Consider the following 23,447-nt stretch of genomic DNA (forward strand, 5'->3'; position numbering starts at 1 on the left):
GGTCCTCGCGTTTGATAGCGGGCACCTCGACCCTTTTTTGCAGTGCGCACCCGGTCGTTTGCCGTGTTTTAACGAGGTAAAAGGGCTGCCGACGCGGAGAATCTTGTACCGCTGAATCGCAGCGTCCAACCGGCGAGTGCGGCCACCGCGGGCGGTTCACCCGATTGCGGTGAAACGCGCGCACGGCAGAGCTGGCTAGTCTCCTGTCCACGAGACGACCGACCGGCTGCCAGCAAACTCGGCTGACAGTCGGTGCACTGCCGGGGGCGGAGGAAGCCAGTGGATTTCGCAGCATTACCACCGGAGATCAACTCCGGAAGGATCTATTCGGGGCCGGGATCGGCACCGCTGCTGTCGGCCGCGACCGCATGGGATGTGCTGGCCGCCGAACTACTAGCGGCGGCAGCCTCTTACGGTTCCGCGGTCACAGAGCTCAGCACCGTTTGGCGAGGCCCCTCGTCGACAGCGATGGCAGCCGCGGCCGCCGCCTACATCGCGTGGCTCGACAGCAGTGCCGTGCGGGCCGAGCAGACTTCGGCGCAGGCCAGGGCGGCGGCCGCGGCGTACGACACCGTTTTTGCGGCGACGGTCCCACCACCCGTAATCGCCGCCAACCGGACCCTGCTGGCATCGCTGATCGCGACCAACGTTCTGGGACAGAACGCTCCGGCGATCGCGGCCACCGAGGCTCAGTACGGCGAGATGTGGGCCCAGGACGCCGCTGCGATGTACGCGTATGCCGGTGCATCGGCGGCGGCGACGCAGTTGACGCCCTTCAGCGCGCCACCGATCACTGTCGACGGCAACGGCAAGGGTGACCAGTCGGCCGCGGTCACCGCCGCCCTCGAGCAGTCGACCGCGTCCGGCGTGGAATCCGGTTTGTCGCAGGCGGCCTCGCAGGTTTCGGCGCCAATGCAAGACCTCGCAGTCAACGCGAGCGCGGTGACGTCGTCCGCGGCCGGGCTGCCACTGGGCCTGACGGACATCACGGGGATCCTGAAGACCTTCAACAGCGTCATGGGCACAATCTCCGGGCCGTACACCCCGCTCGGGGTCGCCAATCTGGCGAAGAACTGGTACCAGATCGCCCTGAGCATCCCGAGTGTCGGGACGGGCATCCAGGGCATCGGACCGCTGCTGCACCCCAAGGCGCTCACCGGGGTCCTGGCACCGCTGTTGCGCAGCGAGCTGCTCACCGGCTCGGCCGCCCTGGCCAGTGGGGGGACGGTTTCGGCGGTGCCGGGCGGTGCCGGCTCGGTGGGGGCGTTGTCGGTACCCACGAGCTGGGCCTCGGCCGTTCCGGCGGTCAGAACCATCGCCGCGGAGTTGCCGGAAACCGTGGTCCAAGCCGCTCCCGCAGCGGCCGTCAATGGCCAGCAAGGCATGTTCGGCCCGACGGCCCTGTCGAGCCTGGCCGGCCGTGCCGTCGGCGCAACCGCGAATCGCGTTGTCGCCGGGCCCACCGTTCGGGTGCCCGGGGCTGTGGCCGTCGACGACATCGCGACGACTTCCACCGTCATCGTCATTCCGCCTAACACGAAATAGGGTATACGACAATGGTTTTGAGCGATTTTGCGGCGCTGCCACCCGAGGTCATCTCCACCCAGATCTATACCGGACCGGGCGCCGGGCCGCTGCTGAACGCCGCCGCGGCCTGGGACGGGCTGGCCGCCGAGCTGCATTCCACCGCGGCCTCCTACGGCTCGGTCATTGCAGAGCTGGTCGGCGAGTCGTGGCAGGGTCCGGCGTCAGAGTCCATGGCGGCCGCGGCGGCACCGTATGTGGCGTGGCTATCGGTCACGGCAGGGCGGGCCGAGGAGACCGCCTCGCAGGCCCGCGCCGCCGCCTGCGCGTACGAAGCCGCCCTCGCCGCCACCGTGCCGCCCGCGCTCGTCGCGGCCAACCGGAGCCAGTTGGCGGCACTGCTGCAGACAAACATCTTGGGCCGCAACGACGCGGCGATTGCCGCGACCGAAGAAGAGTACGGCCAGATGTGGGCACAAGATGTCGCCGCCATGTTCAGCTACGCCAGCGCGTCGGAGTCCGCCGGTGAGTTGACCGCCTTCGAGCAGGCGCCGGCCACCACCAGTGGCACCGGGCAGGCGGGCGCCGCGGCCACGTCCCAGGCGCAGTCGTTGTCGTCGTGGCTCAAACAGATCGAGGATTACCTCACCTCGCTGACCGGCCAATACACCAAATTCTGGCAACAGTTGATCGGAGGAGTCACGGGGAGCCCGGATGTGGCGCCCCTCTGGGAAGCGTTGTATTCGAGCATTTCTCAGATCGGCACTCAGGCGACATGGACCAACGTGACCAACGCCAGCATCGGCCTGGGCGTCTCGCAGTGGAAGAACTTCTTCGTCTACGCGCCGTGGAGCGCCGCGATGGCGAAGACGTCGCTGGGCGCCGGTCTGGCGTCCCCGGGGCACGCCGCCGGCATCGCGGCCACGCCGGTGTCGGCGGTGCTCGGGGACGCGCCTACGGTGGGCAAGTTGTCGGTGCCGCCTAGCTGGGCAACCGCCACCCCGGCGATCAGGCTCGCCGCCACCGCCCTACCGGCCGTCGGCGCCGCGGCCGCGGCAGCCGACATCCCCGCCGGCCTGGTCAACGAGGCGACCCTGGGCAGCCTGGCGGGCGGTGCCCTGGGCGCCCCCACCTCGCGCGTGGTCAGATCGACCGGCGTACAGACCCGCGCAATCACCGGGGAGCGGCGCGCGGCCCCGGTCAAGCTCGACCGCATCATCGCCCAGCTGCAGGAGATGCCCGACCAGGTCCAGCACTGGAACGTCGACGAGGCCGGCCTCGATGAGCTGGTCGCCCGTTTGAGAACAACGCCCGGCGTGCACGCCGTGCACGTGAGTGACGGCACGGAGGTTGCGGTGGGTGGACACGAATCGAAGCTGGGCTAATCCGATGCGGCACAACAACTGTGGAGGACGGGTGCGACCGCTTCTAGCGCTTCTGGGCGTGTCGTTGGCGATCGTTTACGGGGCCCCCGCGCACGCCATCCCCGGCGAGGATGAAGAGGCCACCGACGAGAACAACGAGGCCTTCATCGCCGACTTGACCAGGGTGGGCATCAGCTTTCAGGACCCCGTCCAGGCGGTGAGAGCGGGAAAGGCGGTGTGCGGCCTGATTTCTCGCGGCGTGTCCGGCCTGCAGCTCCTCAACGATCTGCGCGACAACAACCCCGCGCTGACCACCAGCGGTGCTGCCCAGTTCGCCACGATATCGGCGAAGTCCTACTGCCCGAGGCAGCTCGAGTCGTCCGCGGGATCGAGCGTCAAAGGCAGCGGCGGCTGACCGGATGATCTTCGCTATCCCGCCGCCGGAATACACCTCGCGGCAGATACATTCGGGCCCCGGCTCGGGGTCGCTCAGCGAGGCCGCCGAGGCGTGGGCTTCGCTGGGCGCGCAACTCGATGACCTCGCAACGACCTACCGGGCGGCGACGTCCGCGCTGGGTTCCGGGCGATCGAGCGTTGCGCGGCTCGTCGGCGGGATGAGGCTGTACGTGGCGTGGCTCGACGCGACGGCCGCGCGGGTTCGTCACACGGCCGTTCAGGCGAGGGCGGCCGCTCGGGCCTATGGATCGACGCTGGCATTGGTGCCGGCGCCGCAGGTGGTCGACGCAAACCGGCTGCGGCGGATCACACTGGCCGCGACGAACCACCTCGGTCGCAGCGGTCCGGCCATTGCCGACGCCGACGCCGAATACGAGAACATGTGGGCGCGAGGTGCCGCCGCCATGCACGCCTACGCGCGGGCGTCGGCCGCCGCGGCGACGCTCCTACCGTTCGCTGCGCCGCCGCCCGTGGACGGTCTGCGCGAGCCGGTGCACCGTGGTGCCCGGGTCACTCGATCTCGGGCTTGGCGCCTGACGGTTGCTCCGGAAACCATAGAAACGGGCTGCGCGGTGATCGCGGCGATTCCCGAGGCGCTCGGGGCGCTGGCCGCCGCGCCGCCGACGGCGATCGATGCGTCGTTGATGTCGGTCACGGCGCCGCTGTCCAAGCTGAGTTCATTGTCCGCCCCGAGCGACGTTGCGCTCAGTCACCTGAATCTCCTCAACAAGGCGGCCGCGCTGCACAGGGCGGCGACCCTGCGGTTCCCCGACGTCGGTTGCCCCGACCATGCGGTGCTGAAGGCGAGCGTGGGTGCGGCGGCGTCGGTCGGAGCGCTGTCGGTGCCCGAGGCGTGGCCGCGATCGCTGCCGCCCCCGGCGTGGCATGGTCCGACGGCGGGTCCCCTAGACCGGAGTCAATAGCGCGGGAGATAGCACTCCCGATGGGCGACGCCGCCACCCCCCGAGGTCGAAGATAGTTTGTTCGCCATAGCCACGCGGCGGGAACAGGGGAGGGCTACGGTCGGGGCATGAAACGGCTTTCGAGTGTTGATGCGGCGTTCTGGTCGGCCGAGACGGCGGGTTGGCACATGCACGTCGGAGCGCTCGCCATCTGCTCCCTGCGCGACGCCCCGGACTACAGCTTCGCCCGGGTGCGCGAACTGCTCATCGAGCGGTTGCCGGAGGTGCCGCAGCTGCGCTGGCGGGTGACCGGGGCGCCGCTCGGGCTGGACCGGCCGTGGTTCGTCGAGGACGAGGACCTCGACGTCGACTTCCATCTGCGCCGCATCGGGGTGCCCGCGCCCGGCGGTCGCGCCGAGCTGGAGGAACTGGTCGGCCGGCTGATGTCCTACAAGCTGGACCGCTCGCGGCCGCTGTGGGAGATGTGGGTGATCGAGGGCGTGCAGGGCGGGCGGATGGCCACCCTGACCAAGATGCACCACGCCATCGTCGACGGCGTGTCCGGCGCGGGCCTGGGTGAGATCCTCTTCGACGCCGCACCGGAACCCCGTGCGCCGCAACAGGAGACGGTCGGGTCGCTGGTCGGAACGAGCATCCCGGGCCTGGAGCGGCGCGCGATCGGGGCGCTGATCAACGTCGGGGTCAAGACGCCGTTTCGCATCGCCCGGTTGCTGGAGCAGACGGTGCGCCAGCAGATCGCCACGCTGGGCATCAGCAGTAAGCCGCCGGGTTACTTCGAGGCGCCCACCACCCGGTTCAATGCGCCGGTGTCACCGCACCGGCGCATCACCGGCTGCCGCGTCGAGCTCAGCCGGGCCAAGGCCGTGAAAGACGCCTACGGCGTCAAGCTCAACGACGTGGTGTTGGCGCTGGTGGCCGGCGCCGCCCGCGATTACCTGCACGAGCACGGCGAGCTGCCGGCCAAACCGCTGATCGCGCAGATCCCCGTCTCCACGCGGACCGACGAGAACAAGGACGACGTCGGCAGCAAGGTGGGTTCGATGACGGTGTCGCTGGCCACCGACATCAAGGACCCGGCCGAGCGGCTGCGGGCCATCCACGACAGCACCCAGAGCGCGAAGCTGATGGCCAAGGCGCTGTCGGCGCACCAGATCATGGGGCTGACCGAGACCACGCCGCCGGGGCTGCTGCAGTTGGCGGCGCGCGCCTATACCGCCAGCGGGTTGTCGCGCAATCTGGCGCCCGTCAACCTCGTGGTCTCCAACGTCCCGGGGCCGCCGTTTCCGTTGTATATGGCCGGGGCCAAACTGGATTCGCTGGTCCCGCTGGGCCCGCCCGTCATGGACGTCGGCCTGAACATCACCTGCTTCTCCTACACCGACTACCTGGACTTCGGTTTCGTCACGACGCCGGAGGTCGCCAACGACATCGACTTGATGGCCGACCGCATCGAGCCGGCGCTGACCGAACTGGAGAAGGCCGCCAAGCTCGGCGACGGGTAGTCCCGACCCGCCTCGTCGGTTCGCCGCCTGGCGTACCGAAAGCGGATGTCACACAAGGGTTTACGGTCGGTCCGGGGGAGGTTGGGCGCCGCGCGTGCGCCGTCATCGTATTCGCAACGCCAGTAGGCCCCCGATGCCGGGTAACAACGCGCGCACCAGATCCGGTGCCTGCCCTCGCACACCAGGATGGCCGCGATCACCGTCGCGAGGTAGGCCAAGCCGTGCAGGGGCCCGACGACTCGGGCGAACGAGCGGTGGCCAACGGTGGCGAGGTTGGACATCAGCAGCACGAAGGTGCCGAGTTCCAGCCCCGACAGCGCGCCCATGACGCGCCGGTTCACAGTCCGACTCCCGTCGTCGAGCCCGGCCGGAGCACCATGAGCACAACCACGACCACCCAGAGCAGGTTGAAGACGCCGGTCCGCATCGCCAGCCGGCGCGCCAGGAGGCGTGTCGTCGCGGCGCCGACGGACGCGGGATCGATCGCATCGAGAAGCACCCGCTGGGCGGGAAGGATCAGCGCGATCAGGACCGCGGCCGCCGCAGCGGTCAACGCGATCGACGCCAGCAGCCACGCCGAACCGAGAACCCGAAGGCTGACGGCGGTCGCCAGCCCGAAGCACGGCACCGCCACGCCGATCACGGTGTACACCTTCGTGATTCGGTGCAGAAGCCGTGGCGTGGCAGCCCCCAGCGGGTCGTCGGCGGCCGCCGCGGCTCGGGCCGCCGGGGGAAACATGCTAGCGGCGACCGCGATGGGGCCGACGGCGAGGATGGCGGCCACCAGGTGGACCGATAACAGGAAGGCGCTCATCGGATCAGTCGCCCGACCGGCCGGGTGCCCGCCGCGGGCATCGTGCAGGACTCGATGATTACACGTCGTGCGCCCACGTTCGCCAATGCTGGCAGGGCGCACGCCTGACAACTAGCGGCGGAACGGACGCGGCGCGCCGGTATCTTGCCAAGCCGGCTAGTCGCGGTCCGGCGGATTCGTCGCGTACACCCAGGACAGGAACCGGGCCACGGCCTCGGCGGAGCGATGCGCCCGCGGCGAGCTGAAAATGTCGAAAGCGTGCTGCGCGTGCGGCAATTCGGCGTAGGCGACGGGGGACTTGGACACCCCGCGGAGCTGTTCGACGAACTCCTGGGCCTCGCCGACCGGAATCAGCGAATCGTCGTGGCCGTGCAGCACGAAGAACGGCGGCGCGTCGGCGCGTAGCTGCCGGATCGGGGAGGCGTCCAGGTACACGTCGCGGTGGCTTTCGAAATCCTCTTTGACGACCAGCTTTTCGAGCAGTTCGACGAATTCGCGACGGCCTTCGCCCTCGGTGGTGAACCAGTCGTAGCGGCCGTAGACGGGAACGGCGGCGACCACCGAGGTGTCGGCGTCCTCGAAGCCGGGCTGGAACGCCGGGTCGCCCGGGGTCAGGGCCGCCAACGCGCACAGGTGGCCGCCGGCGGAGCCGCCGGTGATGGCGACGAATTCCGGATCCCCGCCGTAGTCCGCGATGTTCTCCTTGACCCAGGCCAGCGCCCGCTTGACGTCCACGATGTGGTCCGGCCAGGTGTGCCGCGGGGACACCCGGTAGCCGATCGACACGCACACCCAGCCGCGGGCGGCGAGGTGGCTCATCAGGGGATAGGCCTGCGGGCGGCGCATCCCGATCACCCACGCGCCGCCGGGCACCTGCAGCAGCACGGGGGCCTTGCCGTCGCGCGGCAGGTCGCGGCGTCGCCAGATGTCGGCCAGGTTCGCCCGGCCGTGTGGGCCGTAGGACACCACGTTCGCCTTCTCGACGTAGCGTCGCCGCGCCACGGTGTTGCCCAGCGGCAGGCTGCGCCGGCCGCTGCGGGTGGGCTGCGCCTGGGGCAGCTTGCCCAACGCCTCCCGGTAGTCCTCCCCGAGTTGTTCGCGAAGGCCCGCCTCGAGCACCGGGCCCGGGGTGGTGGTGCCGCGGTAGCGAATCACCCCCAGGAGCGCCCAGGACGCGACGGTCAGGGCCAGCGCCGCCTTGCCGCGCCGGCCCGCGAAGTCGCCGCGCCGCCCGCGGCGCAGGGCGTCGGCCAGCGATACCGAAAAGTACACACCGGGCACCTCCGAGGTGGGCCAGCCGAACCAGAACACCAGGACGGTGCGGTAACCCTTGCGGGCCAGCGGCCGAAAGCCATTGGCCGCGTTGGCGAATTCCAGGACGGCGCGCGCCAGCGGCCGCCTCGCGAAAAGCTGCCGGCGCAGCGTGGTCAGCGTCTCGCCGCTCATGCGCCCCCCACGCGTGCCTGCAGATCGTTGCGCAGGATCTTGCCGGTGCTGCCGCGGGGCAGCTCGTCCAGGATCGAGATTTCGCGGGGCACCTTGTAGTTGGCCAGGTTGTCCCGCACGTGTTGCTTGAGCCCGTCGGGCGTGGCCTGGCTGCCGGGCGCCAGCACGACGAACGCCGCCAGTCGCTGGCCGTACTGGTCGTCGTCCACGCCGATCACCGCGGCCTCCGCCACATCGGGGTGCGCCGCCAGCGTCTTCTCCACCTCGATCGGGTACACGTTTTCGCCGCCGGAGACGATCATCTCGTCGTCGCGGCCGACGACGAACAACCGCCCGGCCTCGTCGAGGTAACCGACGTCTCCGGACGACATGTAGCCGGCGTGAAAATCCTTGGTGGTGCCGGACGTATAACCCTCGAATTGGGTGTCGTTGCGGACGTAGATGCCGCCGATCTCGCCGGTGGGCAGTTCGTTGAAATCCGGGTCCAGGATCAAGATCTCGGTGCCACCGGCCGGTCGGCCCGCCGTGTCGGGCGCCGCCCGAAGGTCTGCGGGGGTGGCGGTGGCGATCATGCCGGCCTCGGTGGCGTTGTAGTTGTTGTAGATCACGTCTCCGAACTGGTCCATGAACGCCGTGACGACGTCGGGTCGCATCCGCGAGCCGGACGCGGCGGCGAACCGTAAAGACCTGCCGCTGTACCGGTTTCGCACCTCTTCCGGCAACTCCATGATGCGGTCGAACATCACCGGGACCACGGCGAGGCCGGTGGCGCGGTGCCGGTCGATGAGCTGCAGCGTCGCCTCCGGGTCGAACTTGCGGCGGGTGACCACCGTGCAGGCCATCGACGCCGCGAAGATCAACTGCGAAAAGCCCCAGGCGTGAAACATCGGCGCCACGATGACGACCGTCTCCTCGGCCCGCCACGGGGTGCGGTCCAGGATCGCCTTGAGCGTGCCGATGCCGGCGTTGCCACCGGTTTGGTTGGCGCCCTTGGGCGTCCCGGTGGTGCCGGAGGTGAGCAAGATCATCCTGCCCTTGCGGCCGGTGCGTTCGGGGTGGCGGCCCGCGTGCTCGCTGATGAGCCGCTCGACGGTCAGCTCGTGCGGCCCTTCGGCCCACGCCACGATGCGGGTGGCGTCGGGCCGATCGGCCAGCGCCCGATCCACCGTGGTGGTGAATTCCTCGTCGTAGACGACGGTGTCCACGCCCTCACGCTCGACGACGTCGGCGAGCGCCGGCCCGGCGAACGACGTGTTGAGCAGCACCACGTCCGAGCCGATCCGGTTGGCGCCGACCACCGCCTCGACGAAGCCGCGGTGGTTGCGGCACATCACGCCGACCGCCGTGGGCGCCGCGCCCCGCAGGTTCTGCAGCGCCGCGGCGAACGCGTTGATCCGCTCGTCGAGCTGCCGCCAGGTCAGCGTGCCGAGCTCGTCGATCAACCCGGGGCGGTCCGGGCAGCGCTGCGCCGCGCTGGCGAAGCCGACGGTCATTCCCATGCCCTCGCGGCGCATGGCCGCCATCATCTTGACGTAGCGGTCGGGCCGCATCGGCGCGATGACCCCGGCGCGGCGCAGCGTGCCCAGCACACCGAGGGCCTCATTGATGCGAGACGTCATGGCTCAGCCGAGGATCGGGAAGCGTCGTTTGGCGGCGAGGTCCTTCAGGGCCCGCTGCATCACCGATCGCACGTGCTCGTCCACCTCGTCGACGTCCGGGTCGTCACCAAACGCGGCGAGGTCGATCGGTTCGAGCACCTGCGTGACGATCTTGGTAGGCAGCGGCAGGTTCGGCGGGATCACGGCGCTCAACCCGAACGGGAATCCGAAGGACAGCGGCAGGATGGAGCTGCGCAGCAGCCGCTTGATGCCGAGGCGCTCGGCCAGCCACGTCCCGCGCGTCAGGTAGAACTGCGTCTCCTGGCCGCCGATGGACACCGCGGGCACGATCGGCACGCCGGCCTCGATCGCGGTGCGCACATAGCCCTTGCGCCCGTTGAAGTCGATGACGTTCTCGGCCAAGGTCGGCCGGTAGGCGTCGTAATCGCCGCCCGGAAAGACGATCACCACGCCGCCCGAGCGCAGCGCCGTCGCCGCGTTCTCCCGGTTGGCCCGGATGTAGCCGGTGCGCCGGAAGAAGTCCCCGGTGGGGCCGGTCATCAGCAGGTCGTGGCTCAGCGTGTAGACCGGCCGGTCGTAGCCCAGCTTGTCGTAGAAGTGGACGGTGAAGATCGGCACGTCCATGGGGAACATGCCGCCGGAGTGGTTGCCGACCACCAGCGCCCCGCCGGGCGGAAACCCGTCCAACCCGTGCACCTCGGACCGGAAATACGTCTTGAGGACCGGCCGCAGCATCCGCATCACGCGCTGGGTCAGGACGGGATCGAATTTGCCGATGTCGCCCCCGTCGGGGCCGTCGCTGTCGGTCACGTTCCTCCCTTGGGCTGCGTTGCCGCGTCGAGTCACTCGATGGTAGCGACCGGGTCCGGGCCCCGGTGACGGTGTTTGCGTTCCCGCTCGCTCGCGGGGTGTGGTGCGCGGGGGAACGGGGGCGCTATTGTTACGGCGCCCTAGCAGATCCTCGAGAAATGGGGACCCGATGGACGTTGCCGACCTGCCCCGCGAACGTGGCGCCCACCCCGGTGGTGTTGCCCGGTCGGCGGCCCACGAGCCCCGCGTCCGCCGCCTGCGCCCCGGCATCGTCCACCCGGGTGCCGCCCGTGGCGCGCGCCCGGTACAGCCGCCCCCGCCCTTGGGCGACGCCCCGCCGGACGACGCGGACCACCGGCAGGCGGACTACTTCGTGCGCCTGTTGGCTCAGCGGCGCCGGCTCATCGACCAGCGCATCGACTCCTACCACCGGGCTATCGCGGCGGCGGACGCCAAGGGCGACGCCGACGCGGCGGCCGGCTTCCGGCGCCTGACCCGCATCGAGGAGCAGGACGTGCAGGCGCTGGACACCATGATCGACAAGCTGCACCGGCGGTTCGCCCGCCCTGCCGCGCCCGCGCGGGCCCACGTCGCCGCCCGTTAACACCCACGGTCAAACCCGCTGCGCGCCAGCCCCTTTCAGGCAGTCGTCGGCTGGTCAAGGCGGCGAGCCGCAGCAAAGCGGCACACTCACGCTGCGGGGCCGATACATTCGGTCGATGGGATTCATGACTCCGGAGCTTCCCGACGTCGACCCGAGCGCGTGGCTTACCCTGCCGCGGTCAACGCGGCGGCAGATCATGACCCGGCACTGGGTGGAGCACGGCTTCGGCTCCCCGTACGCGGTGTACCTGTTCTACATCGCCAAGGTCGCCGCCTACGCCGCCGGGGCCGCCGCGGTGATCTCCTTGACGCCGGGCCTGGGCCCCCTGGGGCACATCGGCGACTGGTGGACGCAGCCCATCGTCTATCAGAAGCTCGTCGTGTTCACGCTGCTCTTCGAGATCCTGGGCCTGGGCTGCGGGTCGGGACCGCTGACGGCGCGGTTCTGGCCGGTATTCGGCGGCTTCCTGTACTGGTTGCGGCCCAACACCATTCGACTGCCCCCGTGGCCGGACAAGGTCCCGTTCACCCGTGGCGACCGCCGCAGCATCGTCGACGTGGCGCTGTACCTCGTCGTGCTGGGTTCCGGCGTCTGGGCGCTGCTGGCCCCCGGGCGCGGCGGCCCCGTCACCGCGGCCGGCGACGTCGGCCTCATCGACCCCGTGCGGGTGCTGCCGGCCATCGTGGCGCTGGCGCTACTGGGCCTGCGCGACAAGACCGTCTTCCTCGCGGCGCGCGGCGAACACTACGGCCTGACCCTGCTGGTGTTCTTCTTCGGGTTCACCGACCAGATCGCCGCCTTCAAGATCATCATGCTGGCGCTGTGGTGGGGCGCCGCGACCTCGAAGCTCAACCATCACTTCCCGTACGTGGTGGCGGTGATGATGAGCAACAACCCATTGCTGCGCGCCAAGGCCTTCAACTGGTTCAAGCGCCGCCTCTACCTGGACCCGGTCGACGACCTGCGGCCCTCGTGGATCCCCAAGGTGATGGCCCACGTCGGCGGCACCACGGCCGAATTCCTGGTTCCCCTGGTGTTGGTGTTCGTCGCCGACGGCCACCGATGGGCGTGGTTCCTGATCGGGTTCATGGTGCTGTTCCACCTCAACATCACGTCCACCATTCCCATGGGAGTTCCGCTGGAGTGGAACGTCTTCTTCATCTTCTCGCTGTTCTATCTGTTCGGGCACTACGCCGGCGTGCGGGCCACCGGGCTGCACTCGCCGCTGCTGCTCGTCATCCTCCTGACCGCACTCGCGGCGGTGCCCATCGCGGGAAACCTGCTACCGAAACAATTTTCGTTTCTGCCGGCCATGCGTTACTACGCCGGCAACTGGGCCACCAGCGCCTGGTGCCTGCGCGAGGGCGTCGAAGACCGGATCGAGCAGCGCATCACCAAGCCCGCTGGCCTGGTGCCCAAACAGCTTGCGCGGCTCTATGATTCGGATACCGCCGAACTCATGATCGACAAGCTGATGGCGTGGCGCTCCATGCACACTCACGGGCGCGCGCTCAACGGGCTGGTGCCCCGCGCCCTGCCGCCGGGGGCCGACGAGGCGGACTATCGGCTGCGTGACGGTGAGATCATTGCCGGACCGTTGATCGGCTGGAACTTCGGCGAGGGACACCTGCACAACGAGCAGCTGCTGGCCGCGGTGCAGCGGCGCTGCGGGTTCGACGACGGCGACCTGCGGGTGATCGTCCTGGAAAGCCAGCCGATCCACAGTCCCCGCCAGGAATACCGGATCCTCGACGCCAAGGCCGGGCTGATCGAGGCGGGCTACGTGGAGGTGGACGCCATGCTCGCCCGTCAGCCGTGGCCGCAGCCCGGCGACGACTATCCCGTGCACGTCACCACGCGAGGTGTGCGGTGAGCACCGCGGTCATCGTCGGCGCCGGGCCCAACGGGCTGGCCGCGGCGATCTACCTCGCCCGCCGCGGCGTCGACGTGCAGGTGCTGGAGGCCGGCGCGACCATCGGCGGGGGAGCGCGGTCGGGCGAGCTGACGGTGCCCGGGGTCATCCACGACCACTGCTCGGCGTTTCACCCGCTGGCCGTCGGCTCACCGTTCTGGGCGGAGATCGACCTGCCGCGCTACGGGCTGACGTGGAAGTGGCCCGAGGTCGACTGCGCGCATCCGCTCGACGACGGCACCGCCGGTGTGCTGTACCACTCCCTCGAGGAGACGGCCGCCGGGCTGGGCCCCGACGGCGCCCGCTGGCGGCGCGCGGTCGGGGACCTGGCTTCCGGGTTCGACGCGCTCTCGCAGGACCTGCTGCGCCCCGTGCTCAACATTCCGCGGCACCCGCTGCGCCTGGCCGCGTTCGGGCCGCGCGCGCTGCTGCCGGCGACCACGATGGCCCGCTGGTTTCGCACCGAGCGGGCGCGGGCGCTGTTCGGCGGGGCCGCCGCGCACGTCTACACCCGGCTGGACCGCCCGCTTACCGCGTCGCTGGGCCTGATGATCCTGGCCAGCGGGCACCGGTACGGCTGGCCCGTCGCGGAGGGGGGATCGGGCGCGATCACCCAGGCCCTGGGCCGGGTCCTGGCCGAGCACGGCGGGACCGTCACCACCGGGGTGCGGGTCAGCGCCCGCGCCGACATCCCGGACGCCGACCTCGTCCTGCTCGACCTGAGCCCGGCCGCGGCGCTGGAGCTCTACGGGGACGCCATGCCCGCCCGCATCAAGCGGTCCTACCGGCGCTACCGCGAGGGCTCGGCGGCGTTCAAGGTCGACTTCGCGATCGAGGGCGACATCCCGTGGGCCAACCGCGACTGCGGCCGCGCCGGCACCGTGCACCTCGGCGGGAGCTTCGCCGAAATGGCCGACACCGAACGCCAACGGGCGCAGGGCATCATGGCGCAGCGGCCGTTCGTGCTGCTCGGCCAGCAGTACCTCGCCGACCCGTCCCGCTCGGCGGGCGGCGTGAACCCCGTCTACGCCTACGCGCACGTGCCGTTCGGGTACACCGGCGACGCCACCGCCGCCGTCGTCGCCCAGATCGAACGCTTCGCCCCCGGATTCACCGAGCGTGTCGTGGCCACCGTCAGCACCGGCACCGCCGGCCTGCAGGCCGACAACCCCAACTTCGTCGGAGGCGACATCATCGGCGGCGCCAACGACGGGCTGCAGGTGCTGTTCCGGCCCCGCGTCGCCGTCAACCCGTACACAACCGGGGTGCCGGGGGTGTACCTGTGCTCGCAATCCACCCCGCCCGGCGCGGGGATCCACGGGCTGTGCGGCTACCACGCAGCCGCGGCGGCCTGGTCGTGGTTGCGCAAGCGCGGCGGCTAGCCGATCCGCGGCCGCACCGCTCTGTGGCCGCCGTCACGGCCGATATACCGGCGCGGCAACCGGGTGCCGCACTGATCTAGGCTGGCAGAGAGCGCAGATCAGCGGACACGGGAAAGACAGGGAGAGACAAAGTGACGGTCCGAGTAGGTATCAACGGCTTCGGTCGCATCGGTCGGAACTTCTACCGGGCCTTACTGGCTCAACAGGAGCAGGGCACCGCTGACATTGAGGTGGTGGCGGTCAACGACCTCACCGACAACGCCAGCCTGGCGCACCTGCTGAAGTTCGACTCCATCCTGGGCCGCCTGCCCCACGACGTCAGCCTCGAAGGCGACGACACCATCGTCGTCGGCAACAAGAAGATCAAGGCCCTCGCGATCAAGGAAGGCCCGGCGGCGCTGCCGTGGGGCGACCTGGGCGTCGACGTCGTCGTCGAGTCCACCGGCATCTTCACCAACGCCGCCAAGGCCAAGGGTCACCTGGACGCCGGCGCCAAGAAGGTGATCATCTCCGCGCCCGCCACCGACGAGGACATCACCATCGTGCTGGGCGTCAACGACGACAAGTACGACGGCAGCCAGAACATCATCTCCAACGCGTCGTGCACCACGAACTGCCTCGGGCCGCTGGCCAAGGTGCTCAACGACGAGTTCGGCATCGTTAAGGGCCTGATGACCACGATCCACGCCTACACCCAGGACCAGAACCTGCAGGACGGCCCGCACAAGGACCTGCGCCGCGCCCGCGCCGCCGCGCTCAACATCGTGCCCACCTCCACCGGTGCGGCCAAGGCCATCGGCCTGGTGCTGCCGGAGCTGAAGGGCAAGCTCGACGGCTACGCGCTGCGGGTGCCGATCCCCACCGGCTCGGTCACCGACCTGACCGCCGAGCTGTCCAAGTCGGCCAGTGCCGAGGACATCAACGCCGCGTTCAAGGCCGCCGCCGAGGGCAAGCTCAAGGGCATCCTGAAGTACTACGACGCGCCCATCGTCTCCAGCGACATCGTCACCGACCCGCACAGCTCGATCTTCGACTCCGGCCTGACCAAGGTGATCGACAACCAGGCCAAGGTCGTGTCGTGGTACGACAACGAGTGGGGCTACTCGAACCGCCTCGTCGACCTGGTCGAACTGGTCGGCAAGTCGCTGTAAGCCGTGGCCGTCACAACTCTCAAGGACCTTCTTGCCGAAGGTGTTTCGGGCCGCGGTGTGCTGGTGCGTTCGGACCTGAACGTGCCGCTGGATGGCGGCAAGATCACCGACCCCGGCCGCATCACCGCCTCGGTGCCGACGCTGAAGGCGTTGGTCGAGGCGGGCGCCAAGGTGGTCGTCACCGCGCACCTCGGGCGGCCCAAGGGCGAACCCGACCCGAAGCTGTCCCTGGCGCCGGTCGCGGCGGCCCTGTCCGAACAGCTCGGCCGCCACGTGCAACTGGCCGGTGATGTGGTGGGCACCGACGCGCTGGCGCGCTCCGAGGGCCTCACCGACGGTGACGTCCTGCTGCTGGAGAACATCCGCTTCGACGCCCGCGAAACCAGCAAGGACGACGCCGAGCGCTTGGCGCTGGCCCATCAGCTCGCCGAATTGGTCGGTCCCGCAGGTGCTTTCGTATCCGACGGGTTCGGTGTGGTGCACCGCAAGCAGGCCTCGGTCTACGACGTCGCCACCCTGCTGCCGCACTACGCCGGCACGCTGGTGGCCGAGGAGATCCAGGTGCTCGAGCAGCTGACCAGCTCCACCAAGCGCCCTTACGCGGTGGTGCTCGGCGGGTCGAAGGTCTCCGACAAGCTCGGCGTCATCGAGTCACTGGCGACCAAGGCCGACAGCATCGTGATCGGCGGCGGCATGTGCTTCACGTTCCTTGCCGCGCAAGGGCATTCGGTGGGCAAGTCGCTGCTGGAGACGGAGATGGTCGATACCTGCCGCCGGCTGCTGGACACCTACCACGACGTGCTGCGGCTGCCGGTCGACATCGTGGTGGGCGACAAGTTCGCCGCGGACGCGACGCCGCAGACCGTCTCCGCCGACGCGATTCCCGACGACGCGATGGGCCTGGACATCGGGCCCGGGTCGGTGAAGCGATTCGCGGCGCTGCTGTCCAACGCCAGCACCGTCTTCTGGAACGGCCCGATGGGCGTGTTCGAGTTCCCGGCCTTTGCGGCGGGCACCAAGGGCGTCGCCGACGCGATCGCGGCCGCCACCGGCAAGGGCGCCTTCAGCGTCGTCGGCGGCGGCGACTCCGCGGCCGCGGTGCGGGCGCTGGGCATCCCCGAGGGCAACTTCTCGCACATCTCCACCGGCGGCGGCGCCTCCCTGGAGTACCTGGAGGGCAAGTCGCTGCCCGGCATCGAAGTCCTGGGCACCGCCCAGCCGAGCGGGGGTGAGTCATGAGCCGCAAGCCGCTGATCGCCGGCAACTGGAAGATGAACCTCAACCACTTCGAGGCCATCGCGCTGGTGCAGAAGATCGCGTTCGCGCTGCCGGACAAGTATTACGACAAGGTCGACGTGACGGTGCTGCCGCCGTTCACCGACCTGCGCAGCGTGCAGACCCTGGTCGACGGCGACAAACTGCGGCTGACCTACGGCGGGCAGGACCTGTCCCCGCACGAGTCGGGCGCCTACACCGGCGACATCAGCGGCGCGTTCCTGGCCAAGCTCGGCTGCACCTTCGTCGTCGTCGGGCACTCCGAGCGCCGCACCTACCACCACGAGGACGACGCGCTTGTGGCGGCCAAGGCCGCCGCGGCGCTGGCCGACGGGCTCACCCCGATCGTCTGCATCGGCGAACACCTCGACGTCCGCGAGGCGGGCAACCACGTGCCGCACTGCGAGGAACAGTTGCGCGGCTCGCTGGCCGGGTTGTCCGCCGAGCAGATCGGCAACGTCGTCATCGCCTACGAACCGGTCTGGGCGATCGGGACGGGCCGGGTGGCCAGCGCCGCCGACGCCCAGGAGGTGTGCGCCGCGATCCGCGCGCAGCTGGCCGAGCTGGCCTCGCCGCAGATCGCCGAGGGCGTGCGGGTGCTCTACGGCGGGTCGGTGAACGCCAAGAACATCGGCGAGATCGTGGCCCGGGAGGACATCGACGGCGGACTGGTCGGCGGCGCCTCGCTGGACGGCGAGCAATTCGCCACGTTGGCGGCCATCGCCGCCGGTGGCCCCCTGCCGTGACGCCGCGCCCGCACCGGTAGACTGTCCGGCATGCAATTGGCCCTGCAGATCACCCTGGTCGTCACCAGCATCCTGGTGGTGCTCCTGGTGCTGCTGCACCGCGCCAAGGGCGGCGGCCTGTCCACGCTGTTCGGCGGCGGTGTGCAGTCCAGCCTGTCGGGGTCCACGGTGGTCGAGAAGAACCTCGACCGGCTGACCGTGTTCATCACCGCGATCTGGCTGGTGTGCATCGTCGGCATGGCCCTGCTGATCAAGTACCGCTGACCCGCCGACGGGCGCGCCACGGGCCTGCCACCGATACTGGTACGCATGGTTGACGTTACCGACGCCGCGCTCGAACCGATCGGCGCCGTCCAACGCACAGAGGTGGGTCGCGAGGCGACCGAGCCGATGCGCGCCGACATCAGGTTGCTGGGCGCCATCCTGGGCGACACGGTGCGCGAGCAGAGCGGGGACGACGTCTTCGAACTCGTCGAGCGCGCCCGGGTCGAGTCGTTCCGGGTGCGCCGCTCGGAGATCGACCGGGCGGAGCTGGCGCGGCTGTTCGACGGGATCGACATCCACCGGGCCATCCCCGTGATCCGGGCGTTCAGCCACTTCGCGCTGCTGGCCAACGTGGCCGAGGACATCCACCGCGAACGTCGCCGCGCCATTCACGTCGCCGCCGGGGAGCCACCGCAGGACAGCAGCCTGGCCGCCACGTACGCGAAACTCGACGAGGCCGACCTCGATTCGGCCACCGTGGCCGACGCGCTGCGCGGCGCGGTGATCTCCCCGGTCATCACCGCGCACCCCACCGAGACGCGCCGGCGCACGGTCTTCGTCACCCAGCACCGGATCACTCACCTGTTGCGGTTGCACGGCGAGGGCCACACCCAGACCGACGACGGCCGCGACATCGAGACCGAGCTGCGCCGGCAGGTTCTCACCCTGTGGCAGACCGCCCTCATCCGGTTGTCCCGGCTGCAGATCACCGACGAGATCGAGGTCGGGCTGCGTTACTACGCAGCGGCGTTCTTCCAGGTCATCCCGCAGGTCAACGCGGAGGTCCGGGACGCGCTGCGGCAGCGCTGGCCGGACGCGGACCTGCTGGCCGCGCCGATCCTGCAACCCGGCTCCTGGATCGGCGGTGACCGCGACGGCAATCCGAACGTGACGGCCGACGTGGTGCGCCAGGCCACCGGCAGCGCCGCCTACACCGCGCTGGCGCACTACCTGGCCCAGCTCACCGAGCTCGAGCAGGAACTGTCCATGTCGGCGCGTCTGGTCGCCGTCAGCACCGAGCTGACCGAGCTGGCCGAGGGCTGCCAGGAGCGGGTCCGGGCCGACGAGCCCTACCGGCGGGCGGTGCGGGTGGTCCGCGCCCGGCTCACCGCGACCGCCGCCGACATCCTGGACCGGCAGCCCCAACACGGACTCGACCTGGGCCTACCGCCGTACGACACGCCGGACGACCTCCTGGCCGACCTGGACACCATCAACGCGTCGCTGCGCGCCCACGGCAGCGCGCTGGTGGCCGGCGACCGCCTGGCGCTGCTGCGAGAAGGGGTGCGGGTCTTCGGTTTTCACCTGTCCGGCCTGGACATGCGGCAGAACTCCGACACCCACGAAGAGGTGGTGGCCGAGCTGCTGGCGTGGGCGGGGGTGCATCCGGACTACGCCTCGTTACCCGAGGACGAGCGGGTCGAGCTGCTGGCCGCCGAGTTAGGCACCCGCCGGCCGCTGGTCGGTGACGGGGCGGCGCTGTCCGACCTGGCCCGCGGCGAGCTCGGGGTGGTGCGGGCCGCCGCGCAGGCCGTCAAGCGCTACGGTCCCGCCGCGGTGCCCATGTACGTGATCTCGATGTGCCGCTCCGTCTCCGACGTGCTGGAGGCGGCGATCCTGCTCAAGGAGGCCGGGCTGCTCGACGCGTCCGGTCCGGAACCCTATTGCCCCGTGGGCATTTCGCCGCTGTTCGAGACCATCGACGACCTGCACAACGGCGCGTCGATCTTGGGGGCGATGCTGGAGCTGCCGCTGTACCGCGCGGTCGTCGACGCCCAGGGCGGCCGCCAGGAGGTCATGCTCGGCTACTCCGACTCCAACAAGGACGGGGGATACCTGGCGTCCAGCTGGGCGGTGTACCGCGCCGAGCTGGCGCTGGTCGAGGTGGCCCGCAAGAGCGGAATCCGGTTGCGGCTCTTCCACGGCCGCGGCGGCACCGTCGGGCGCGGCGGCGGACCCAGCTATCAGGCCATCCTGGCGCAGCCGCCGGGCGCGGTGAACGGCTCGCTGCGGCTCACCGAGCAAGGCGAGGTGATCGCCGCCAAGTATGCCGAACCGCAGGCGGCGCGGCGCAACCTGGAAAGCCTGCTGGCCGCCACCCTGGAGTCGACGCTGCTCGACGTCGAGGGCCTCGGCGATTCCGCCGAGCCGGCCTACGCGGTGCTCGACGAGATCGCCACGCTCGCGCAGCGGTCTTACGCCGAATTGGTGCACGAGACACCGGGTTTCGTCGAATACTTCATGGCCTCGACGCCGGTCAGCGAGATCGGTTCCCTCAACATCGGGAGCCGGCCGACGTCGCGCAAGCCCACCGAGTCAATCTCCGACCTGCGGGCCATCCCGTGGGTGCTCGCCTGGAGCCAGTCGCGGGTGATGCTGCCCGGCTGGTATGGCACCGGGTCGGCGTTCGAGCAGTGGATCGCCGCCGGCCCCGAGAGCGAGGCCGAGCGGGTGCAGACCCTGCACGACCTGTACCGGCGGTGGCCGTTCTTCGCCGGCGTGCTGTCAAACATGGCGCAGGTGCTGGCCAAGAGCGACCTCGGGCTGGCGGCCCGCTACTCGGAGTTGGTGCCCGACGAGGAGCTTCGGCACCGGGTGTTCGACAAGATCGTCGACGAGCACCGCCGGACCATCGCGATGCACAAGCTCATCACGGGTCAGGACAACCTGCTCGCGGACAACCCCGCGCTGGCGCGTTCGGTGTTCAACCGGTTCCCGTACCTGGAGCCGCTGAATCACCTGCAGGTGGAGTTGTTGCGGCGCTACCGCTCCGGCGACGACGACGAGCTGGTGCAGCGCGGGATCCTGCTCACGATGAATGGGCTGGCCAGCGCGTTACGCAACAGCGGGTGACGCGGTTCAGCCCTTCAACAGCTCACCGACGTGGGCGGTGACGGAGTCGGCGAGGCCCTGCAGGTCATAGCCGCCCTCGAGCACCGCGACCAGCCGGGCGTCGCACAGCTTCTCCGCCGCGGCCATCAACTCCCTGGTGACCCAGGCGAAGTCGTCGGCCGTCATCCGTAGCGAGCCCAGCGGGTCGCGCTCGTGGGCGTCGAAGCCGGCCGACACGATGATGAGCTCGGGCGAAAAGGCTTGCAGCGCAGGCAAAATGCGATCCTCGAATGCCGCGCGCAGCTCGGCGCCACCGTCCCCGGGCGCCAGCGGGGAGTTGAAGATGTTGCCCGCGCCGGTTTCCCGCACCGCGCCGGTGCCGGGGAACAGCGGCATCTGATGGGTGGACGCGTAGAGCACGCTCGGGTCGGAGTAGAAGATCTCCTGGGTGCCGTTGCCGTGGTGCACGTCGAAGTCGACGATGGCTACCCGCGCCAACCCGTGCTCGCGTTGGGCGTGGCGGGCGCCGATGCTGATGTTGTTGAACAGGCAAAAGCCCATGGCGCGTTCGGTTTCGGCGTGATGGCCGGGCGGGCGGCACGCCACGAACGCGTTCTGCGCCGCGCCGGTGAGCACCGCGTCGACCGCCTGCAGCGTGCCGCCGACGCCGCGCAGCGCCGTCTGCCACGACGACGGCTCCATCACGGTGTCACCGGCGTCGAGGTAGACCACGCCGTGCTGCGGCCGTGCGGCTTCCAGCGCGTCGACGTAGCGGTCGGAATGCACGAGGCGCGCGGCCGCGACGTCGGCGGGCTCGGCCGTCGCGCGGATCAGGGTGTCGAACTGCGGCCGGCTCAGCGCGGCCTCGACCGCGCGGTAGCGGTCGGGCCGTTCGGGGTGCCCGGGCCCCGTCCGGTGCTCGGCGAACGCCGAGTGGTGCAGCAGCAAAGTGGCCATCGGCGGGGCGTCAGGCGGTGCGGTTGCGCAGCCGGTCCAACAGGCCGCGCACGGCGTGCTCGGTGGCCGACAGTGGGGTCATCATGGTCTCGCCGACCTTCATCATCTCGTCGATGCGGGCCACGATGGCCTCCGCCGGGGTGACCAGGACGATCAGCCGTTTGGCCAGCTCGTCCAGGCTGGACAGCGTGCCGTCCAGGTGGTCGAGGCCGCTCTCCATCCGCTCGACGGTCGCGTTGAGCCGCGTCAGGGAGCTGCTCAACTCCTGCATGGTCCGGCTCAGGCCGTCGAGGACGTCCTCGACCTGCTCGACGGTTTTGTCGGCGTTCAGCGCCGCCTGCGTGAGGGTCTTGATCCGGCTTCGTTCCTGCCCGCCCCGCACCGTTCTGTCAGCCATGACCGTCATTATGGCCCCGGGCGCCGCGGCCGGAGCCGGAAGGCGGACATCGCCTGGCGACTGCGTCTAGCTTTGCTGCCCGGGCCGCGACGGCAGTTCGGCGGCGGCCTCCTCGTCGAGCAGCCACAGCGTCGTCTCGGTACCGATCGCCCCGGCGGCCGGGACGGAGACCGGCGCGGCGCCGCCGATGGCGGCGGCCGCCGCCTTGGCCTTGCCGGCACCGGACACCATCAGCCACACCTCGCGCGAGCGGGTGACGGCGGGCAGGGTCAACGTGATGCGTTGGGGGGGCGGTTTGGGGGAGTCCTCGACCGGTACCACCATGCGGGTGGTCTCGAGCACGGCGGGCGTGTCGGGGAACAGCGAGTTGATGTGCCCCTCGGGTCCCATGCCGAGCAGGTGCACGTCGAAATTCGGCACCGGCTGGCCGGGTCCGGCGTTCGCCGCCAGCAGCTGCTCGTAGGACAGCGCCGCGGCGGCCAGGTCGGCGCCGAACTCCCCGTCGCTGGCGGGCATCGGGTGCACGTTGCTCGACGGGATGTCGATCCGATCGAGGAGGGCGGCGCGCGCCTGCTTGTCGTTGCGCTCGTCGTCGTCCTCGGGGACGTAACGCTCGTCGCCCCAGAACAAGTGGACGCGCGACCAGTCGATCGGGCGTCCCTGCAGGGCCTCCAGCAGACCGTTGCCGTTGCCGCCGCCGGTCAGGACGATCAGCGCCCGGCCGCGGGCCGCCACGGCGCTCGCGATGGCGTCGGTCAACCGGTCGGCCGCGCCCGCAACCAGGGCCGCACTGTCCGCGAAGATTTCAACGATGGTGCTCACACGTATTGGACCTTCTCAATGCCTTCCAGCGCCGTCTGATAGATGTCGTCGGGGTCCAGCCGCCGCAGGTCTTCGGCGAGGCAGTCGCCGGTCTCCCTGCGCGCCAACGGAAGCAACGCGTCCGGCCGGGCCGTCCTGCTCAGCGTCGCGGTCCTGCCGTCCTGCGGGCGGCTCAAGACGATGGTCTCGCTGTCGCGCACCAACTCCACCTTGAGATCGCCGACCGCCCGGCGTACCGGCCCGTCGATCCGGCTGGCCAGCCAGCCCGCCAGCACGTCCAGCGCCGGCTCGTCCTTCAACCCGGACACCAGCGCCGACTCGATCGGCTCGTGCGGGGGCAGGTCGACCGCCGAGGTGAGCAACGCCCGCCAATACGTGATCCGCGCCCACGCCAGATCGGTGTCCCCGGCGGTGTAGCCCGACAGCCGGCTCTTGATCGCCGACAGCGGGTCGACACCGTTCCTGCTGCCCGACATCCCGGTGGTGGCGTGGTGGCCCGACATCGCCCCGGCCCAACCGGCCCAGGATCCGTTGGGCAAGTTGGCGATTCGCCGGATCACCGATGCCACCAACGGTGTCGACCCGCTGTCGGCGATCAAGAGCCGGCTGTCGGGCTACACCGCCGGGGACACCGATCTGGCGTGGGC

The 23,447-nt window shown here is 70.1% G+C and carries 21 protein-coding genes and 1 pseudogene; 14 read left to right on the forward strand and 8 right to left on the reverse strand.

Annotation, left to right across the window (positions count from 1 at the left end; genetic code table 11):
* Positions 1–279: 279 nt before the first annotated feature.
* From A5714_RS23550 to A5714_RS23570, 5 genes are all read left to right on the forward strand, one after another.
* A complete protein-coding gene (locus A5714_RS23550; RefSeq protein WP_068289457.1) occupies positions 280–1,545 on the forward strand; it encodes a PPE family protein in 1,266 nt (421 codons plus the stop codon).
* A gap of 11 nt (positions 1,546–1,556) precedes the next feature.
* Complete coding sequence (locus A5714_RS23555) at positions 1,557–2,909, forward strand: PPE family protein (RefSeq protein ID WP_068289460.1); 1,353 nt, start codon at positions 1,557–1,559, stop codon at positions 2,907–2,909.
* A gap of 31 nt (positions 2,910–2,940) precedes the next feature.
* Positions 2,941–3,303: a DUF732 domain-containing protein gene (locus A5714_RS23560; RefSeq protein WP_068067240.1), complete on the forward strand. Its 363-nt coding sequence runs from the start codon at positions 2,941–2,943 to the stop codon at positions 3,301–3,303.
* A gap of 4 nt (positions 3,304–3,307) precedes the next feature.
* Positions 3,308–4,267 carry a PPE family protein gene (locus tag A5714_RS23565; protein WP_068289463.1) on the forward strand — a complete coding sequence of 320 codons (960 nt, stop codon included), beginning with the start codon at positions 3,308–3,310 and terminating at the stop codon, positions 4,265–4,267.
* Positions 4,268–4,374: 107 nt separating this feature from the next.
* Complete coding sequence (locus A5714_RS23570) at positions 4,375–5,769, forward strand: wax ester/triacylglycerol synthase family O-acyltransferase (protein ID WP_068067246.1); 1,395 nt, start codon at positions 4,375–4,377, stop codon at positions 5,767–5,769.
* Positions 5,770–6,106: 337 nt separating this feature from the next.
* Here A5714_RS23570 and A5714_RS23575 read toward each other — a convergent pair whose 3' ends face one another.
* The 4 genes from A5714_RS23575 to A5714_RS23590 all read right to left on the reverse strand — a co-directional run bounded on the left by A5714_RS23575 (position 6,107) and on the right by A5714_RS23590 (position 10,458).
* Entirely contained in the window at positions 6,107–6,583 is a 477-nt protein-coding gene (locus A5714_RS23575; RefSeq protein ID WP_068289466.1) for a hypothetical protein, read from the reverse strand.
* Between the two features lie 156 nt (positions 6,584–6,739).
* On the reverse strand, positions 6,740–8,029 hold the full coding sequence (locus A5714_RS23580; protein WP_068289469.1) for an alpha/beta hydrolase: 1,290 nt from the start codon (positions 8,027–8,029) through the stop codon (positions 6,740–6,742).
* Positions 8,026–9,648 carry an acyl-CoA ligase FadD12 gene (gene fadD12, locus A5714_RS23585; RefSeq protein ID WP_068289473.1) on the reverse strand — a complete coding sequence of 541 codons (1,623 nt, stop codon included), beginning with the start codon at positions 9,646–9,648 and terminating at the stop codon, positions 8,026–8,028. Before fadD12 ends, A5714_RS23580 begins: the two co-directional genes overlap by 4 nt.
* Before the next feature lie 3 nt (positions 9,649–9,651).
* Complete coding sequence (locus tag A5714_RS23590; protein WP_068289476.1) at positions 9,652–10,458, reverse strand: lysophospholipid acyltransferase family protein; 807 nt, start codon at positions 10,456–10,458, stop codon at positions 9,652–9,654.
* 169 nt (positions 10,459–10,627) lie between these two features.
* Here A5714_RS23590 and A5714_RS23595 point away from each other — a divergent pair, with 169 nt between their 5' ends.
* The 8 genes from A5714_RS23595 (at position 10,628) to ppc (ending at position 20,645) form a co-directional block, all read left to right on the forward strand.
* Entirely contained in the window at positions 10,628–11,062 is a 435-nt protein-coding gene (locus A5714_RS23595; protein WP_068289479.1) for a hypothetical protein, read from the forward strand.
* Positions 11,063–11,177: 115 nt separating this feature from the next.
* The gene (locus A5714_RS23600; RefSeq protein ID WP_068289482.1) at positions 11,178–12,935 is read left to right on the forward strand and encodes a DUF3556 domain-containing protein; all 1,758 of its coding nucleotides are present in this window, start codon (positions 11,178–11,180) and stop codon (positions 12,933–12,935) included.
* Positions 12,932–14,356: an NAD(P)/FAD-dependent oxidoreductase gene (locus tag A5714_RS23605; protein WP_068289485.1), complete on the forward strand. Its 1,425-nt coding sequence runs from the start codon at positions 12,932–12,934 to the stop codon at positions 14,354–14,356. Before A5714_RS23600 ends, A5714_RS23605 begins: the two co-directional genes overlap by 4 nt.
* Positions 14,357–14,487: 131 nt before the next feature.
* Complete coding sequence (gap, locus tag A5714_RS23610; protein WP_068067264.1) at positions 14,488–15,507, forward strand: type I glyceraldehyde-3-phosphate dehydrogenase; 1,020 nt, start codon at positions 14,488–14,490, stop codon at positions 15,505–15,507.
* A 3-nt stretch (positions 15,508–15,510) separates the two neighbouring features.
* On the forward strand, positions 15,511–16,746 hold the full coding sequence (gene pgk, locus A5714_RS23615) for a phosphoglycerate kinase (protein ID WP_068289487.1): 1,236 nt from the start codon (positions 15,511–15,513) through the stop codon (positions 16,744–16,746).
* Positions 16,743–17,528 (forward strand): triose-phosphate isomerase, encoded by a 786-nt coding sequence (gene tpiA / locus A5714_RS23620; RefSeq protein ID WP_068289490.1) that lies wholly within the window; start codon positions 16,743–16,745, stop codon positions 17,526–17,528. The genes pgk and tpiA overlap by 4 nt, the downstream gene beginning before the upstream one ends.
* Positions 17,529–17,558: 30 nt before the next feature.
* Positions 17,559–17,792, forward strand: coding sequence for a preprotein translocase subunit SecG (secG, locus tag A5714_RS23625; RefSeq protein WP_068067272.1), 234 nt, complete (start codon positions 17,559–17,561; stop codon positions 17,790–17,792).
* Positions 17,793–17,837: 45 nt separating this feature from the next.
* On the forward strand, positions 17,838–20,645 hold the full coding sequence (gene ppc / locus A5714_RS23630) for a phosphoenolpyruvate carboxylase (RefSeq protein WP_068289493.1): 2,808 nt from the start codon (positions 17,838–17,840) through the stop codon (positions 20,643–20,645).
* A gap of 6 nt (positions 20,646–20,651) precedes the next feature.
* On the opposite strand, the gene A5714_RS23635 is transcribed toward ppc, so the two are convergent.
* From A5714_RS23635 to A5714_RS23650, 4 genes and pseudogenes are all read right to left on the reverse strand, one after another.
* Entirely contained in the window at positions 20,652–21,581 is a 930-nt protein-coding gene (locus A5714_RS23635) for a histone deacetylase family protein (protein ID WP_068289496.1), read from the reverse strand.
* A 10-nt stretch (positions 21,582–21,591) separates the two neighbouring features.
* Positions 21,592–21,987 (reverse strand): ATPase, encoded by a 396-nt coding sequence (locus A5714_RS23640; protein ID WP_068067280.1) that lies wholly within the window; start codon positions 21,985–21,987, stop codon positions 21,592–21,594.
* Positions 21,988–22,044: 57 nt separating this feature from the next.
* Positions 22,045–22,800 carry a 6-phosphogluconolactonase gene (gene pgl / locus A5714_RS23645; RefSeq protein WP_068289499.1) on the reverse strand — a complete coding sequence of 252 codons (756 nt, stop codon included), beginning with the start codon at positions 22,798–22,800 and terminating at the stop codon, positions 22,045–22,047.
* A pseudogene (locus A5714_RS23650) lies at positions 22,797–23,261 on the reverse strand (OpcA/G6PD domain-containing protein); the annotation flags it as partial. The gene pgl and the pseudogene A5714_RS23650, both read right to left, overlap by 4 nt.
* A gap of 22 nt (positions 23,262–23,283) precedes the next feature.
* On the opposite strand from A5714_RS23650, the gene A5714_RS23655 reads away from it, so the two are divergent.
* Positions 23,284–23,447: glucose-6-phosphate dehydrogenase assembly protein OpcA (locus tag A5714_RS23655; RefSeq protein ID WP_369829470.1), on the forward strand; the 164-nt coding region annotated here is incomplete at its 3' end.

The organism is Mycobacterium sp. E2462, assembly GCF_001672685.1.
Classification (GTDB): domain Bacteria; phylum Actinomycetota; class Actinomycetes; order Mycobacteriales; family Mycobacteriaceae; genus Mycobacterium.

Excerpts from the sequence above, each read along its gene's own strand:
- ppc (WP_068289493.1), top strand. The coding sequence starts at position 17,838 with ATGGTTGACGTTACCGACGCCGCGCTCGAACCGATCGGCGCCGTCCAA.
- A5714_RS23635 (WP_068289496.1), bottom strand. The coding sequence starts at position 21,581 with ATGGCCACTTTGCTGCTGCACCACTCGGCGTTCGCCGAGCACCGGACG.
- secG (WP_068067272.1), top strand. The coding sequence starts at position 17,559 with ATGCAATTGGCCCTGCAGATCACCCTGGTCGTCACCAGCATCCTGGTG.
- A5714_RS23640 (WP_068067280.1), bottom strand. The coding sequence starts at position 21,987 with ATGACGGTCATGGCTGACAGAACGGTGCGGGGCGGGCAGGAACGAAGC.
- A5714_RS23575 (WP_068289466.1), bottom strand. The coding sequence starts at position 6,583 with ATGAGCGCCTTCCTGTTATCGGTCCACCTGGTGGCCGCCATCCTCGCC.
- A5714_RS23580 (WP_068289469.1), bottom strand. The coding sequence starts at position 8,029 with ATGAGCGGCGAGACGCTGACCACGCTGCGCCGGCAGCTTTTCGCGAGG.
- tpiA (WP_068289490.1), top strand. The coding sequence starts at position 16,743 with ATGAGCCGCAAGCCGCTGATCGCCGGCAACTGGAAGATGAACCTCAAC.
- A5714_RS23555 (WP_068289460.1), top strand. The coding sequence starts at position 1,557 with ATGGTTTTGAGCGATTTTGCGGCGCTGCCACCCGAGGTCATCTCCACC.
- A5714_RS23595 (WP_068289479.1), top strand. The coding sequence starts at position 10,628 with ATGGACGTTGCCGACCTGCCCCGCGAACGTGGCGCCCACCCCGGTGGT.
- fadD12 (WP_068289473.1), bottom strand. The coding sequence starts at position 9,648 with ATGACGTCTCGCATCAATGAGGCCCTCGGTGTGCTGGGCACGCTGCGC.
- A5714_RS23600 (WP_068289482.1), top strand. The coding sequence starts at position 11,178 with ATGGGATTCATGACTCCGGAGCTTCCCGACGTCGACCCGAGCGCGTGG.
- A5714_RS23565 (WP_068289463.1), top strand. The coding sequence starts at position 3,308 with ATGATCTTCGCTATCCCGCCGCCGGAATACACCTCGCGGCAGATACAT.
- A5714_RS23570 (WP_068067246.1), top strand. The coding sequence starts at position 4,375 with ATGAAACGGCTTTCGAGTGTTGATGCGGCGTTCTGGTCGGCCGAGACG.